The 15062-nt window shown below is 30.5% G+C and carries 15 protein-coding genes; 5 read left to right on the forward strand and 10 right to left on the reverse strand.

Features of this window, described 5'->3' with window-relative positions; translation table 11 throughout:
* Positions 1-39 precede the first annotated feature (39 nt).
* Positions 40-1707, reverse strand: coding sequence for a DHA2 family efflux MFS transporter permease subunit (locus C1I91_RS13475; RefSeq protein ID WP_128213354.1), 1668 nt, complete (start codon positions 1705-1707; stop codon positions 40-42).
* 157 nt (positions 1708-1864) lie between these two features.
* On the opposite strand from C1I91_RS13475, the gene C1I91_RS13480 reads away from it, so the two are divergent.
* On the forward strand, positions 1865-2509 hold the full coding sequence (locus C1I91_RS13480; protein WP_128213355.1) for a TetR/AcrR family transcriptional regulator: 645 nt from the start codon (positions 1865-1867) through the stop codon (positions 2507-2509).
* Between the two features lies 1 nt (position 2510).
* On the opposite strand, the gene C1I91_RS29410 is transcribed toward C1I91_RS13480, so the two are convergent.
* Positions 2511-2642, reverse strand: coding sequence for a hypothetical protein (locus tag C1I91_RS29410; RefSeq protein ID WP_275051662.1), 132 nt, complete (start codon positions 2640-2642; stop codon positions 2511-2513).
* A gap of 679 nt (positions 2643-3321) precedes the next feature.
* On the opposite strand from C1I91_RS29410, the gene C1I91_RS13485 reads away from it, so the two are divergent.
* A complete protein-coding gene (locus tag C1I91_RS13485; protein ID WP_128213356.1) occupies positions 3322-3831 on the forward strand; it encodes a hypothetical protein in 510 nt (169 codons plus the stop codon).
* A 212-nt stretch (positions 3832-4043) separates the two neighbouring features.
* On the opposite strand, the gene panD is transcribed toward C1I91_RS13485, so the two are convergent.
* From panD to C1I91_RS13515, 6 genes are all read right to left on the reverse strand, one after another.
* Positions 4044-4436: an aspartate 1-decarboxylase gene (gene panD, locus C1I91_RS13490; protein ID WP_128213357.1), complete on the reverse strand. Its 393-nt coding sequence runs from the start codon at positions 4434-4436 to the stop codon at positions 4044-4046.
* 235 nt (positions 4437-4671) lie between these two features.
* Entirely contained in the window at positions 4672-5520 is an 849-nt protein-coding gene (panC, locus tag C1I91_RS13495) for a pantoate--beta-alanine ligase (RefSeq protein WP_128213358.1), read from the reverse strand.
* A 22-nt stretch (positions 5521-5542) separates the two neighbouring features.
* Positions 5543-6370: a 3-methyl-2-oxobutanoate hydroxymethyltransferase gene (gene panB / locus C1I91_RS13500; RefSeq protein ID WP_128213359.1), complete on the reverse strand. Its 828-nt coding sequence runs from the start codon at positions 6368-6370 to the stop codon at positions 5543-5545.
* Positions 6367-7287, reverse strand: coding sequence for a Rossmann-like and DUF2520 domain-containing protein (locus C1I91_RS13505; RefSeq protein ID WP_476695902.1), 921 nt, complete (start codon positions 7285-7287; stop codon positions 6367-6369). The genes panB and C1I91_RS13505 overlap by 4 nt, the downstream gene beginning before the upstream one ends.
* Positions 7288-7395: 108 nt before the next feature.
* On the reverse strand, positions 7396-7872 hold the full coding sequence (locus C1I91_RS13510) for a CBO0543 family protein (protein WP_128213360.1): 477 nt from the start codon (positions 7870-7872) through the stop codon (positions 7396-7398).
* A 44-nt stretch (positions 7873-7916) separates the two neighbouring features.
* Positions 7917-9179, reverse strand: coding sequence for a hypothetical protein (locus C1I91_RS13515; RefSeq protein WP_128213361.1), 1263 nt, complete (start codon positions 9177-9179; stop codon positions 7917-7919).
* A gap of 1048 nt (positions 9180-10227) precedes the next feature.
* Here C1I91_RS13515 and rsgA point away from each other — a divergent pair.
* Together rsgA and C1I91_RS13525 are read left to right on the forward strand one after the other, a co-directional pair.
* Positions 10228-11274 (forward strand): ribosome small subunit-dependent GTPase A, encoded by a 1047-nt coding sequence (gene rsgA, locus C1I91_RS13520; RefSeq protein WP_128213362.1) that lies wholly within the window; start codon positions 10228-10230, stop codon positions 11272-11274.
* Positions 11275-11574: 300 nt separating this feature from the next.
* Complete coding sequence (locus tag C1I91_RS13525; RefSeq protein ID WP_128213363.1) at positions 11575-12498, forward strand: aldo/keto reductase; 924 nt, start codon at positions 11575-11577, stop codon at positions 12496-12498.
* A 59-nt stretch (positions 12499-12557) separates the two neighbouring features.
* Here C1I91_RS13525 and C1I91_RS13530 read toward each other — a convergent pair whose 3' ends face one another.
* Both C1I91_RS13530 and C1I91_RS13535 read right to left on the reverse strand, forming a co-directional pair.
* Entirely contained in the window at positions 12558-13046 is a 489-nt protein-coding gene (locus C1I91_RS13530) for a hypothetical protein (protein ID WP_128213364.1), read from the reverse strand.
* 201 nt (positions 13047-13247) lie between these two features.
* Positions 13248-13904, reverse strand: a complete 657-nt coding sequence (locus C1I91_RS13535; protein ID WP_128213365.1) for a class I SAM-dependent methyltransferase — start codon at positions 13902-13904, stop codon at positions 13248-13250.
* 229 nt (positions 13905-14133) lie between these two features.
* On the opposite strand from C1I91_RS13535, the gene C1I91_RS13540 reads away from it, so the two are divergent.
* Positions 14134-14991 carry a CPBP family intramembrane glutamic endopeptidase gene (locus C1I91_RS13540; protein WP_128213366.1) on the forward strand — a complete coding sequence of 286 codons (858 nt, stop codon included), beginning with the start codon at positions 14134-14136 and terminating at the stop codon, positions 14989-14991.
* The last annotated feature ends 71 nt before the right edge of the window (positions 14992-15062 follow it).

Raw genomic sequence — 15062 nt, forward strand, 5'->3', positions numbered from 1 at the left:
AATAGATAAGGGGGATTTTTATGGAGAATTTTATTTAAACTATACAGCTACTTCAGATTCTCCTTCTGGTAGATCTTCAGCTCTTTTTTTATTAAAAGGTACTGCTAGTAGGCCTAAAGCAGCAACAATGGCTGTGATTAGAAAACACTTATTATAAACCTTATTGCTCTCATCAGCTTTTATAGTAGAAGCTTCATCTATTATTGAGTAAATTTCCTTTGTTTGTACCAAGAATTTAGCTTTAACTTCTGCTTTCATCTTATCAGGAACAGTAGATAAAACCTGTTTTTCTTGTGCGGCAATCATTTTATCAGCATTTTCTTTAGAAAAAGTTGTATTTGAATTTGTGTTTGAAGTCATTATCTTGTCATTTATTGTAGTTTTCACTTGTTGCTCAAGTACTGTGTTCTTATTAACTGAGTCTATTATTTTATTTTTTGTATTGTCTATTGCTACAGTAGTGAAATGAGAGCTTAAGGTGGACACAAGTGCAATAGCAAGACAAGCAGTTAACTGCCTAAAGCTGTTCAATATTCCAGAGGCAAGGCCATTTTTATCTTGAGAAACTTCCTCAAAAGCACTCTGATAAAGTGGAGAGGTTGCCCCTATGCCAAGTCCAACAAGAATAAATGCACTGTAGATAGTCTTCATATTATTAGTACTATTCATAAATACAAACATGAAGTCTCCAAGGGTTACAAAAACTATTGCTAGTAGAGAAGTTACCCTAGCACCTAACTTCTTTGAAATTATTCCGAAGATCGGAGACATAAAGAAGGAAATACCACTTACGACTCCAAGAATAAGCCCTGACTTCAATACTGTATAGCCTAGTTGTTTTTCAAGATAGAAGTTCATCAAATAGGATATAGGCATGTATGCAAAGAATATTACCCCGATTATGATTATAGAGGAAGTAAAACTCTTTATTTTAAATAGCTTAAAGTCTATCATAGGGTTTTTAACTCTAAATTCATATGCCAAGAAGCCAAGTATAGCTACAGCTGAGGTTGCAATCAATGTTACTATTCTTGTACTACCCCATCCGTAGTCATTACCTTTTACAAGTAGAAAGGTCAATGCTCCAATTCCGTAAGCTAGTAATATTGAACCTACAAAATCTATCTTTTTTTCAATAGTTTTGTCATAGCACTCTCTAAGAAACTTTATGCCAAAGAGAAGTGAAATCACAATGAAGGGAGTATTTACATAGAAAATTGCCTTGAAACCAAAGGCTTCGTTCAAAATTCCACCTACCACTGGGCCAGATGCTGCTGCAACAGAAATTATCATTCCAATAAGGATAGCAAGTTTAGATATAGCGTCTTTACCAAACACCTCAATAGCTAAAGGAATAGATAGTGGTGTTAATATTGCTGCACCAATACCTTGAAGTATTCTAAAAATTATTATCATTGGTAGAGTAGTTGAGAGACCACAGAATATAGATGCAGATCCGAAGATGAAAAGTCCAGCAATAAACAGTTTTTTTCTTCCAAAGATATCAGCTATCTTTGAGAAGTTTATCAAAAGTGCTGAGAAAGGTATTAGGTAGGCTGTGCTTACCCAAGAGATTCCTACCATGTCGGTATTAAAGTAAGTTGCCATGGTTGGTAGTGATACATTTACTATAGTTCCATCTAATACAGTTAAAAAGCATGCGATTGCTAAAGATATAAAAGCTAAGATTTTTTCTTTTTTATTCATAATAACCTCCAAAAATAATAAATGTGAATATGAATGTGAAATTAATTTCATGTTTTAATAATAAACTGGAAAAATATAAAAGTCAATACATGAAATGAATTTCATATTTTATTGACTTTTATTTTATGTTAATTTATTATTAAGTTAGGTGATGGACATGGAAAGAAAAACAAGAGTACCAACTCAAAAAAGAGCATTAGAAAAGTTTAATAGAATAGTAGATGCAGCTTATAAGTTATTTAATGAAAAAGGTTATTACAATACTACCACAGCGGATATATCTAAAGAAGCTAATGTGGCGACTGGGTCAGTATATGCATATTTTCAGGACAAGAAAGAGATTTATATAAAGGTAATTGAAAAAGTAAGCGAAAAGTTTAATTATCCAACCAGAGAGTTCTGGATTAATAATGAAGATAAAGAGTTGCATAATTCTGAGTTGTCAAAAAAGCTTTTTAAACTTTTTACCAAAATGATGATAGACTATCATGATTTTTCTAAAACCTTTCATGACGAAATGGATGCCTTAGCACTACTAGACGAGGATATAGCAAAAGTAAGAAAAGAGCAGGAGCAAAATCGAATAAATAGAACAAGAGAAATTTTTAGATCACTGTCAATTCCTTTTAAGAATGAGGAGGAAGAAAATATATTTCTACATTACTCTTTTTTATTAATTGAAGATGCTTGTCACAAAATTCTTTACGATAATGAAATAAAGAATATTGATTTGTGTATTGATAAATGTGCTGATATGATATATGTTCTCTTCGAAAGCTGTACAGATTATAAAGATAAATAATTTAGGCTCTGTTAAAGTACTGTGTTGAAATTAAGTGGTCAGTCATCCGATGCTTAGATGAGCTTGCGCAAAGAATTAATATGATTTTGTCATATTCCATGGCTAAAACTGTAAACTCACTACGTTCGAACATACAGTTTTACTCTTTAACTATTGTAATCTTTATAAACATTTTATATCTTAATTTAAATATAAATAATATAAGATGTTTTGATTTCAAAGAGTAAAGAGTAAAAAATTATGTCGCCTGCCAGAATTTCTTCACATACGTTCAGAAAAGGCAGATGCGAAAAAAATCACTAATGAAGAGCGTATTAGTGATTTTTAAAGCCATTCCATCTGAAAAAATCATTTAATTCTAGTTGCTCGCTCATATAGCATCTCCTTCATGACCACATAATTTCAACAATATTATTAAACATAGTCAAAATTTATAAAGTCAATAAAGGTAATCAATAGAAACATAGAAGTATAGATAACTACAATGATTAAGTTATCTATACTTTTTTTACTATCAATAAAGTGAAAATTTTTGCTAAGACCTAGTAAAATAAAGGGTTAGAACAGTTGTTTAGAGTAAACAGTAAAAAAAGAAATCATATTCGCTTGCCAGAATTTTTTCACATACGTTCAGAAAAGGCAATAAAACTGTGATTATTAATTTCTGTTCAAGCCTATTATTTATTAAATTTACTGTATTAAGTTTTGGGAGAAAGTGTTATTATTAATGTGATTACATAAATTGGAAGGGTGAAGTCTGATATATGAGGAAAAATAGTTTTTTAGCATTCTTTTGGGGGTTCTTTTTCATAATGTTAAATGTAAATATCAATAACTTTGATTTATTACCAGATGTTATTGGATATATACTTTTTGCTGTAGGACTTAATATATTATCAAAAGAAAATATATATTTCCTTAAGGCACAGAATTATAATTGGTTTTTAATAGCTTTATCAATAATTAAGTTGTGGAATTATTCCATATCAGTAAGATATTTTGAATTTAGTGTTAAATTTATTGCTATATTCTTATTTACAGTTTTATATTTTGTTATAAATATAATTATGGTTAAAAATTTATTTCTAGGGATAAGCTGTATGACAGAAATAGAAAATAATTCGTATTTATTTGCAGAAGCTAGTGAAATTTATAGATACTATAAATATTTGCAAGTAGGCAGTATTATAGCTTTTATTATAATGTTTATTCCGAAGGTAGGGTTTATTTATATAGTAGCGTTATTCATACTTTCAATACTAATTATGACTAATATCATGATTTTTATGAAAAGGTGTGAAGAAGAGTATACTAAAAAATAAGGCAGATTTTTTACTGTCAATGAAATTATAAAATTTTTATTAGCCCAAACTAGAAATATCAAGGCTTTAGAACAGCTATTTAAGGTAAGCAGTAAAAAAGAAATATTATTCGCCTGCCAGAATTTCTTCACGTACGTTCAGAAAAGGCAGATGCGCAAAAAAAATCTCACTGAAGAAGTTCGCTTCAGTGAGATTTTTTTACTGTCTATAGATTAGTCAGCTAAGGCTATCTCTCCATGTTTTTCATAATTGCCAACCTTAGAGATTGAGTTGTCTTCATTTACAAATACAACCTTAGGTTTGTGCTCACTTACTTCATTTTCATCCATCTGGCAGTAGCACATTATTATAACTTTATCTCCTTTTTGAACGCAACGAGCAGCTGCGCCGTTTAGACAGATAACACCGCTATTTGCTTCCCCCTGTATTACATAAGTCTCGAATCTTTCACCGTTATCTATATCAGCTATAGCTACCTTTTCATATTCATGTATTCCAGCAGCTTCCATAAGAACCTTATCTATAGTTATGCTGCCTACATAGTTTAACTCTGCTTGAGTTACAGTAGCTCTGTGAATTTTAGATTTTAGCATATTTAGTACCATTATTTTTCCCCCTATATTATAAAAACTCAAAAATCAATTCTATAAGTCTATAGTCGTACATTTTTTATCTATATTAAGTTACAAATCTTTCAAGTTATCTAAATTTAGCATTTAAGCTTTAACCTCTAATAAGTATGCTATGCTTAATAATATTGTTGAAATTAAGCGGTTATAATTCTTTGGACAAGCTCATCTAAGCACCGTATGAATAATCACATAATTTCAATACACTATTTTAACAAAGCTTATAAGTAAAGTTGTCAATAAGTCTAGTTTTACCAATATATACTGCTAGAGCTATTAAGATGTCTTTTTCTATGTTTATTACAGGCTTAAGCGATAAACTATCGACAATTTCTACATAATCAACTTTGGCTAAAGGCTCAGAGGAAAGAGTATCTATGATTAATTGTCTAAGGCTTTCGCTAGATCTCTCACCATTATTAAGAGCTTCCTTTGCTTTTGCTAAACTTTTACTCAAAATAAGTGCAGATGCTCTTTCTTCAGTGCTTAAATAAACATTTCTAGAGCTTTTAGCAAGTCCGTCTGATTCTCTTATTATTGGACATCCTACTATTTCAACAGGTACATTTAAGTCTCTTACCATCTTTTTGATAACTGCTAACTGCTGAGCATCTTTCTCACCAAAGTATGCTTTATCAGGAGTTACGATGTTGAAAAGTTTAGTAACTACAGTACATACTCCTCTAAAGTGGCCAGGCCTCTTTGCTCCACAAAGTCCTTCTGTAAGACTGGATACTTCAACAAAGGAAGCAAAGTCCTCTACATACATTTCCGAAGGGGTAGGTGTAAAGATTAAATCTCCACCGAAATCTTCAACTATTTTACTATCTCTTTCAAGATCTCTTGGGTATTTGTCAAGATCTTCTGTAGGACCGAACTGTATTGGATTTACAAAGACACTTACTACAACCTTGTCATTGTTTTTATGAGCTGCTTCTATAAGAGAACCATGACCTTCATGAAGATAGCCCATAGTAGGTACTAAACCTACTGAAAGACCTTCTTTCTTCCACTGACTTATAATATCTCTGACTTGGTTAATCGTACTTACAACTTTCATTTATATTTCCTCCATTAAGCTATTAATAAAGCTTTTCTAATACATCATCAGATATAGCAAATTCATGTTCTGGAGCAGGAAATACTCCTTCTTTAACTTCCTCAATGTAATGAGAAAAAGCAAGTTTCATTTGATCACCAATTTTAGCATATTGCTTTACAAACTTTGGCTTAAAATCAGAGAATAAAGCTAAAAGGTCTTGATAAACAAGTATTTGGCCATCGCACTTATTGCCTGCACCTATTCCAATAGTAGGTATAGAAACCTTCTTACTTATGACCTCTGCGAGCTTTGCAGGTACACATTCTAAAACTATGGCAAAAGCGCCTGCTTTTTCTAAAGCTATTGCATCTTCAATCAGTTTCTTTGCAGCTGCCTCATTTTTACCCTGTACCTTAAAGCCTCCAAAGGCATTTACAGATTGCGGGGTTAAGCCTATATGTCCCATAACAGGAATAGAAGCAGTTACTATTGCTTTAACATGCTCAGAGAATTCAGATCCTCCTTCTAGCTTTACTGCATGAGCTCTACCTTCTTTCATAAGTCTCCCTGCATTAGAGACAGCATCATATACTGAAGTTTGGTATGACATAAACGGCATATCGCAAACTAATAGAGTATTTTTGTTACCTCTAGCTACAGCCTTACAGTGATGAAGCATATCTTCCATTGTTACACTTAAAGTGTCTTCGTAGCCTAGACAAACCATTCCTAGTGAATCTCCAACTAAAATACCATTAATACCAGCTTCATCAATTAATTTTGCTGTAGAGTAGTCGTAAGCTGTGAGCATAGTTAGCTTACTTCCGCTATTTTTTGCTTCTTTAAAAGTGGTAACTGTATTTTTCAATTTTTACCCTCCTGATTTATCAAATACTTTTCCAACTCTTCATAGTTAGTATTTTGATTTTTTATTTTTGAAAGCTTTAAAAGTTGCAAAGATAACTTTGTATATATTTCTTTCTGTTCCATAGGAATTGCAGCAATATGATTTTTTACAGTCCTTAAGTCACACCTTTCAACTGGTCCAGTTAAAGAGCTGACAAGACCGTTTGCTTTAACGTTATTTATGTTGGTTTCAATTAAAGGAAATAATGCTTTAATAGCCTCATCCTCAGTAAAACCATAGTCTTTTAAATAGGAACAGGAAAAACTTAATAGTGCATTTACTAAGTTGCTAGAAGTCACAGCGGCAAGATGGTAAAGGGTTTTATCTTGACTTTGTAACTTAATAACTTTATTATTCAGCTTTTCGAACATAATAATTATACTTTGAAGATATTTTTCATCACCTTCAATAGTAAAAACGCAATCTTTAAGCTTTTTATAACTTTCATATTTATCGGAAATTGGAAAAAGTGGGTGAATTGAATAAGCATATGCATCAGACTTTTTAATATCAGAAAAGATAGTTGAAGATAAAGAGCCACTGGCATGGCAGATTATTTTCTCATTAAGATTATAGTTTTTTATGTGCATCCATGTTTTGTATATTTCATCATCAGGTGTAGTGACAAAAATAAGATCACTAACATCAATTAAATCCTCAATTTGTTCAAAAAACTTAGTATTAGTAAAAATAGCTGCTTCCTTTGAGGAGGTCAGAGTTTTACTATAATACCCAATTACATCAAGATTATTTTCTGAAAAGTACTTTCCTAAAGAAAAGCCGACCTTTCCAGCTCCTATGAATCCAATTTTAATAGGCGCCACCTCCGTGTTGTTATAAAGATTAAAAGGCGAAACCTGAATAGAAATATGTCTCATTCCAATGGATATGTGCACAATATTAAAAATTTTTCTTAAAAGTCTGGTATAGCTCTTTCGATGCCACCCATGTAATAACTTACTACATTTATTATGAAATGTAAATGATTAATTGTTAAGTTTATACTTTTTAAAAAACCATTTTTTATATTTATAACATGAGTAAAAGGTGATATAAAAAGTTATCCAAGTAACATACCAATCCCAAAAGATGTATTTTAGTACTAAAGTATATTTTTCTTCTAAAATTTCTATAAAGGTTAAAATGCTGCAAAAAGCGAAGTAATATAAAAATTTGCGAGTATTACTTTTCATCTCAGGATAGTTAACTACAAATAATGCACATATTGATGGATAAAGAAAATATTCAAATAAGAAACTAGTTTTTATCGCTCTTGGAAACTGTCTAATGGGATATTCTATAAGATTAAACTCTGCAACCATAAGTCCAAAAAACCATGTGATTGTTAGAGTATATGTGTAGATTGCTATTGCTTCACGGCGTTGTTCTTTAGGTATAAATTTGAATAGCGAATACACTATAAAGACTATTTCTAATAAATAAAGTAAAGTTACTATATTCAAAAACAATACCTCCTATCTGGCAGTATAGCTTAGAAAAAACTCTTTTACGAATCTGAGAGGCTTAAGCTACTAACACCAAAAGCATTATTATTCCAAAGTATATTTTTAACGCTTTCTATTTGTTCCTTGTTGCACTTTATTAGGATTACAACCTCTGAATGTTTCTCAGAAATAAGCTTGTGACTTTTTTTCCATGTAAATATTAGTTTTATAATTAATCCTAATACAAAACCGAAGAGAATAGCTAATAAGCCCCATAGTAAAGGTCCCCATTTTAAAACGAACCCATAGATTCCACCAAAAATTCCAAAGGCTACTGCTAGTATGGCAGGTAAGTCGAACAAACTTAAACCATCAGAAGAATGAATAGAATCAAAAAGTGATATGTTTTTGTGTCTTTTATCCAAAGGCATTGCCAATATATTATCCTTGTTTATTCCGTTACATTCTAGCTCGCTAAGAGCTAATTCTAGATATATAGAGTGTTCAAAGGTAGATACTATATACATATAATCACCTCTATATGATTTGTTGAAAAAGGCTAAAAAATCATTTTTTTGATATTCTCTTTTAAGGTACTTTGATTGTTCTTTATCAAATAATTTATTATTTTCTACTGTATTAACATAGGCATCATACACAGCAAAAAGATAAACTGATGGAACATTTAAGAACCAATGCATGTTTAAAAGATTTTTTGATTTAGTGAAGTCACCTAAAAATGTGTAGTGGAAGGCTGGTAGAAGATTTGAATCATAACATATAAAAATCCACCATCCAACAAGAAAAAGAGCTGTAATAAGTCTATGAAGATATAATTGACCAGAACCAGGAACTAATAATGACCATACTGCTGAAACTAGTGGATTTCTCTTGTCCAAGTAATTTATCTCCATTGCACTTATTTTAAAGGGTTTAATTTCTCCACCTTCACGATCTGCAAGTATATAAGCGTGATTTAAATCAATGGTAGTTCTATAGCTGTCCCAAATAGCAAATATATATGTAGGGATATAAAGAGACATCCATCTAATATCAGCAACTTGTTTGGCTTTTTCAAAATCACCTATAAAAGAATAAAGAATGAGAAGGTTAATATGACCTTTATAGTTTATATATACTTCCCATAAAAATAAGACAAAACCTCTAAGGTATTTTGAAAGCAAAAGGTGTCCCATCCCAGGAAAAGCTACAGACCAAGCTGCGATTATATATGGATTTCTTAAATGTAATTGAGTTGTGCCTAAAATGCTTAGATAGGCTATATATCTTCTTGAAGTAGGCTCGTGAAATTTATTACTACTCATAGTATAGCTCCCTGATTTTTGTTGTATATTAACTCCCATAAATCCTTTTGGATTACAAGTCATAGTATTATCTTTTTTAAAAAATATATTATAGATAATTTGTTTCTTATTCTTTAGAGAATTATATTTTAGATAAAGTTATGAAATAGCTAGTTGACATATATTTCTTTTAAAGTTAAAATATAAGCGTAGAGTACTGTTTAATAATTGTTTTTTTACTTTATATTTTTACAGAATATGAGTAAGTATTTAAGTTAAAACTATTAAACATGATATGAACAGTAGAATATAATAAAGGTATATGTCGCTTGCCAGGATTATTATTGATAAGAGGCAACTGCGATAAATAATTTGCTAAAGAAGTTATCTATAGTAAATTATTGTTGAAAGGAGAGTTGTTTTATGAATGCAGATTTAAAGGTGATTGCAGTCTAAAACTTAATATTGGTAAAAATATAATTTTAGGGGTGGAAAACCTCTTATTTGAGTTGTATTTTTACAGTAATGTTAACCTTTCATAAATATACTGCCTAGAGGATAGTAACACGACAGGAAGGTCGTGTTTTTTTCATGTATAAAAGTTATAAAGCTTTAAAATTTTTATTCTAAACGCTATTGTTGAAGATTCTCTCAGCTTTAAGAGTAAGCTTTGAAAATATAAGTTAGGATATGAAGCTTTAAATGTATAGAATAGCTAAATCCTATGATTATTTATCAAAATGAAGATTGTTGGAATAAGTGCAATCTTTATCTTGCGTCTAAGGAGTGAAGTATTTTGTCTATATAACTTTATATTTGTTTAAATAGCCGTAGATAGCAGCTCAATAAAAGGGTTGCTTGTCTACGGTTTTTTTATTCTTTAGGAATTGTGTCATCTGACAGCCTTTGCTCATATATATTCGGAAAGGCAGATGCGCAAAAAAATCTCACTGAAGAATATTACTTCTGTGAATAAAAAATAAATTTGATAGATGAAAGGAGAAATGTAAAATGGCGTTAATAATAAGAAATTTAGTAGGGAAAAAGTATATATATTTGGAGGAATTAGATGAATAATATTAATATTGAACAATATGGTTATACAGAATTTTACAAAGAACAAGTGAATACACTTGAGGTTGCAAATAATGAATTAATACCAGCTAGGGTAATTGAAGTTCATAGAGAACAATATAAGATTGTCACAGCTTTAGGTGAAAAGGACGCAAAGTTAAAAGGGTCTATATTCTATAATGAAGATCCTAACATTGTATTTCCGTCTATTGGAGATTTTGTGTTAGTAAAGAATAATCCCATAGGTGAGGATGTTATATATAGGGTATTGGATAGAAAGAGTAAGTTTGCTAGAATGGATTCTTTCAATCAAAAAGAGCAGGTAGTTGCTACTAACTTTGATTATGTGTTCATAGTAACCTCTTTAAACTATGATTTTAACTTGAAGAGAGTGGAGAGATACCTTGCCTGTGCTTGGGACAGTGGAGCGACTCCTATTATAGTTCTTACAAAAGCAGATTTATGTGAAGACTATGAAAGCTATATTTCAGAGGTTGAAGGTATTGCTTTTGGAGTGCCGACGATAGCTGTTAGTTCTCTTACAGGTCAAGGATTTGATCAGTTAAAACAATATACAAAGTCAGGAAATACCATAGTTCTTTTAGGCTCTTCTGGAGTAGGTAAATCATCCTTGGTTAATGCTATTGCAGAGGATGAGGTTATGAAGGTTAATGGTATAAGAGAAGATGACAGCAAAGGGCGCCATACAACAACTCATAGACAGTTAATCATGCTGAAAAATGGAACTATGATAATAGATACTCCCGGCATGAGAGAACTTGAAATGTGGGTTTTAGATGAGGGGCTTAGCGCAACTTTTTCAGACATAGAACAGCTTGAAGTGAATTGCAAATTCACCAATTGCAAGCATGAAACTGAACCAGGCTGTGCCATTAAAGCAGCTTTAGAAACTGGAGAACTTACTATAGATAGATGGAAGAACTTTTTAAAATTAAAAAAAGAGGCGGCATTCGCAGAAAAGAAAGCTAAACTTCTAGCTAAAACTAGTGGGGGCAAAAAGAAAAGGCAGTATGCTAGATAAACTTTAAAAATAGGCCCTATTAAAGTACTGTGTTGAAATTAAGTGGTCAGTCATCCGATGCTTAGATGAGCTTGCGCAAAATAAAATTATGGAGCCTGCCAGATTTTCCTCATATCATTCAGAAAGGCAGATGCGAAAAAAGTTCACTGAAGAGGATCGCTTCAGTGAACTTTTTTAGATATTAAGATTATAGATATGGAATTTTTCAAAAAAAGAAAATGTTTTCATTTGTATTTAGTTAAAAAATTCTGTACAATAAAAATAATGAAACGAAGGTAACTTGTGTAAGGAGGATATACAATGAAAAATATAAAAATAGGAAATGGACAAATTGATGGATCAGAAATTGCTCTAGGTTGTATGAGAATGGCTGGCCTTACAAAGGACGCTGCAGAGAAGGTAATAAAAACTTGTTTAGAAGAGGGAATTAACTTCTTTGATCATGCGGATATCTATGGTGGTGGAAAATCAGAAGAAATATTTGCAGACTCTATAAATATCAATTCTGATATAAGAGAAAAAATGATAATTCAAACTAAATGTTCTATAGTGCCAGGAAAAATGTATGATTTTTCAAAGGAACATATCCTAGCTTCTGTAGAGGGGAGTCTTAAACGTTTAAAGACTGATTACGTAGATACTTTGTTATTACATCGTCCAGATACTTTAATGGAGCCAGAAGAAGTAGCTGAAGCCTTTACAAAGCTTCATGATAGTGGAAAAGTTAAGTACTTTGGAGTAAGTAATCATAACTCAATGCAAATAGAGCTTTTAAATAAATATCTAGGAAGTAATAACATAATAATAAACCAATTGCAATTTGGTATAATGCACACTGGTATGATAGATTCAGGAATAAATGTAAATATGAAGGTTGATAGATCCATTGATAGAGATGGAAGTATACTTGAATATTGTAGACTTAAAGACATAACAATACAAGCTTGGTCCCCATACCAATATGGTTTCTTTGAGGGAGTTTTCTTAGGAAATGAAAAATTTCCAGAGTTAAATAAGAAAATTGATGAAATTGCAGAAAGAAAAGGAGTTACTAATACTGCTATAGCTACAGCTTGGATATTAAGACATCCAGCTAAGATACAAACAGTAATTGGGTCAATGAATCCAACTCGTATAAGAGAGATTTGTAAGGCTTCAAATGTTCAGTTAAGCAGAGAAGAGTGGTATGAAATATACCTAGCAGCAGGTAACTCATTACCTTAATAAATCTATATAAAAAACACTGAAGTGTTGACTTGCTTCAGTGTTTTTTCATATGTATCTTATTTATTATATGCTGTTTCAATGGAGTGCTTGTGATATTCTTTATATGCATCACTGTTTTTATCTGGCTCAGCAATAATTGCTCCAAGTCCGAAAAATAAAGTGTATATACATATTAATGCAATAGATATGAACTTAATAAAGAAATTAAAGCGCCTAAATCTTATGCTTTTTTCTACTAAATAGTATATAAGAAATATAGCTCCCAATGTATTCAGTATTCCAAAGAATCTTGTATGTTCCATGAATAAGTAAAAATACAATACTATGCCTATTGGAATAGTTAGCCATTTTGGAATTTTTATAGATATTGTTTTATCAACTTTTCTTTGAAGCTTTTTATCCATATTGCTATAGTCGATGATATTAGGATTACTTTTTTGTCTAGTTTTTACTCTTCCTCTAGAATCAATATGTCCAATTCCTAAAAAGTCATCATTAAAAGCTTGGTTATTATCATATATCAATAAGTCATCTTTTACGTACATATTATCCCCCTGTTTAACTAGATATATAAATATTATACCTCGAATAAATAAGAGAATAAATCTGTTTTAAATAAAGTTTTTACTGAATTTGATTATTTATTATTCCTTTGTTATAGAAATTTTCCACTTCATACGTATACTCCTATAAACTATTTAATAATTTATAGTGTAATAGATTTATTAAATTGCTGCATATAATTTCTACTTTTTACCTAAGATAAAATAATGCCATGAATTATAGTTTTCACCGCCAACTATAACGTCTTGAACTTGGCGTACAGTAATAAGTTTAAAATCTTTAAATACTGCTTTTATGTCATCATCATTTACAAAAAAGTGAGGAATACCCTGTTCAGGACCTTCTTCTGTTTTAACTATTGTATTTTCATCAAGTTTTACTAATTCAGAATCATCAAAATTCAAACCTTGCTTTGAACAAAGTGTTAAGTAAAACTCTCCATTTTCTTTTAATACTCTTTTTATCTCTAAAAGTACTTGAACTATTCCTTTACTATCTGTATGAGAGATAACATGATATGCAAGTAGGCAATCAAAGTAATTATCACTAAAAGGTAAATCCATCATATTTGAAACTTTTGCTTTCAAATTTAATTTTTCTTTATTTGCCCAGTTGTTAAGCATATCCACTGCTAATTCCGATAAGTCTACTGAATCAACATTAAAGCCATTTCTAGCAAATAGAATAGAGTGTCTGCCAAGTCCACAGCCTAAATCAAGAAATTTATTGAATTTCTTATCTTTCCATCGATTTAGAAGATAATAGGATTCTTCTGAAGGTATGATCCAATGTTTATCTTTATTTTTTGACCAATCCCAAGCTCTTGTTAATTGTTCCATATTGAACTCTCCAATCCCTAATGTTATGTATAAGGTTTATTTTTACTAATTTTAAAAATAGTATAAGTAAATCAATAATATTGTATCTTAATTACTTGCGCTTTTCCACTTGAAGTTAAAAATGTTGTATTAAGGGAAGGTATTCTTTTAATTTGTACCATGTGGTAAAATATTCCTTAATATATGATGAAAAATACTATCTATCTTATAAAAGAATAGGGGGAAGTATATGGATAATAAAATGAAGGTTAAAAAATTGTCATTAGATTTTGGTGTACTTATTATTGCAGCTATAGTATATTTTACTTACTTTGCAGTTGCAAAACATAAAGTTGAACTTTGGATGATTTTAAAAGCTTTAATTGAATTTCTTACTGCTTTTATATGTGTGGCAATAATTGAATTTATCAGCATAAGAGAAAATAGAAGTATAGAAATTTTTTCCAGCAAAACAGCTATAATTCCGTTTTGTATAATTTTTAGCTTAAATATTTTTAGTGCGATCATACTGGATAGATTTTTTGGACTTAACAATTCAACAACAGGAAAATCTAACTTTACAATCGTTTTTTTATTTCAATTGGTGATTACTAGTTATATATTAATCAGTTATCTCTTTAAGATAAAGTTATCAAGCTTTAAATGGAATATTTCTAAAAAGACCTTCTTATATATTATTCTATTATTCCTCATAATAAATATTTCTGATTTAATAAACTCTTTATTATTAAACGGCAAAATTATAACTGCTACAGGTCATAATTACATTGTATGGTTATTTATTAGTACTTCTTTTCATATTTTTTACCCAGCTTTATGTGAAGAAGTTTTATGGAGAGGAATTTTAATTTCAGCACTTAGAGGAATGCGTATAAAAAATGAATACTGCAACATTATCCAAGCAGTATTATTTGGGTTAGCTCATACTTTTATGATTGGAACAAATATATCTTTCATATTTGTACTTCATACTGCTGTTCAGATGATATGGGGGTATGTATTCGGAAAATTGTATTTTAAAACAAAGTCACTTGTTCCTGGGATGATATTTCATGCTTTGTTTAATACACGGTATTTTATTGTTTAGAAAATTATCTTAAGGTATAGTGAAATTAATCAAGAACTAAGTTTATTTATTACATTAAATCAAAGTGAATT

Origin of the sequence: Clostridium manihotivorum (assembly GCF_004015185.1) — a bacterium.
Lineage (GTDB): Bacteria > Bacillota > Clostridia > Clostridiales > Clostridiaceae > Clostridium_AR > Clostridium_AR manihotivorum.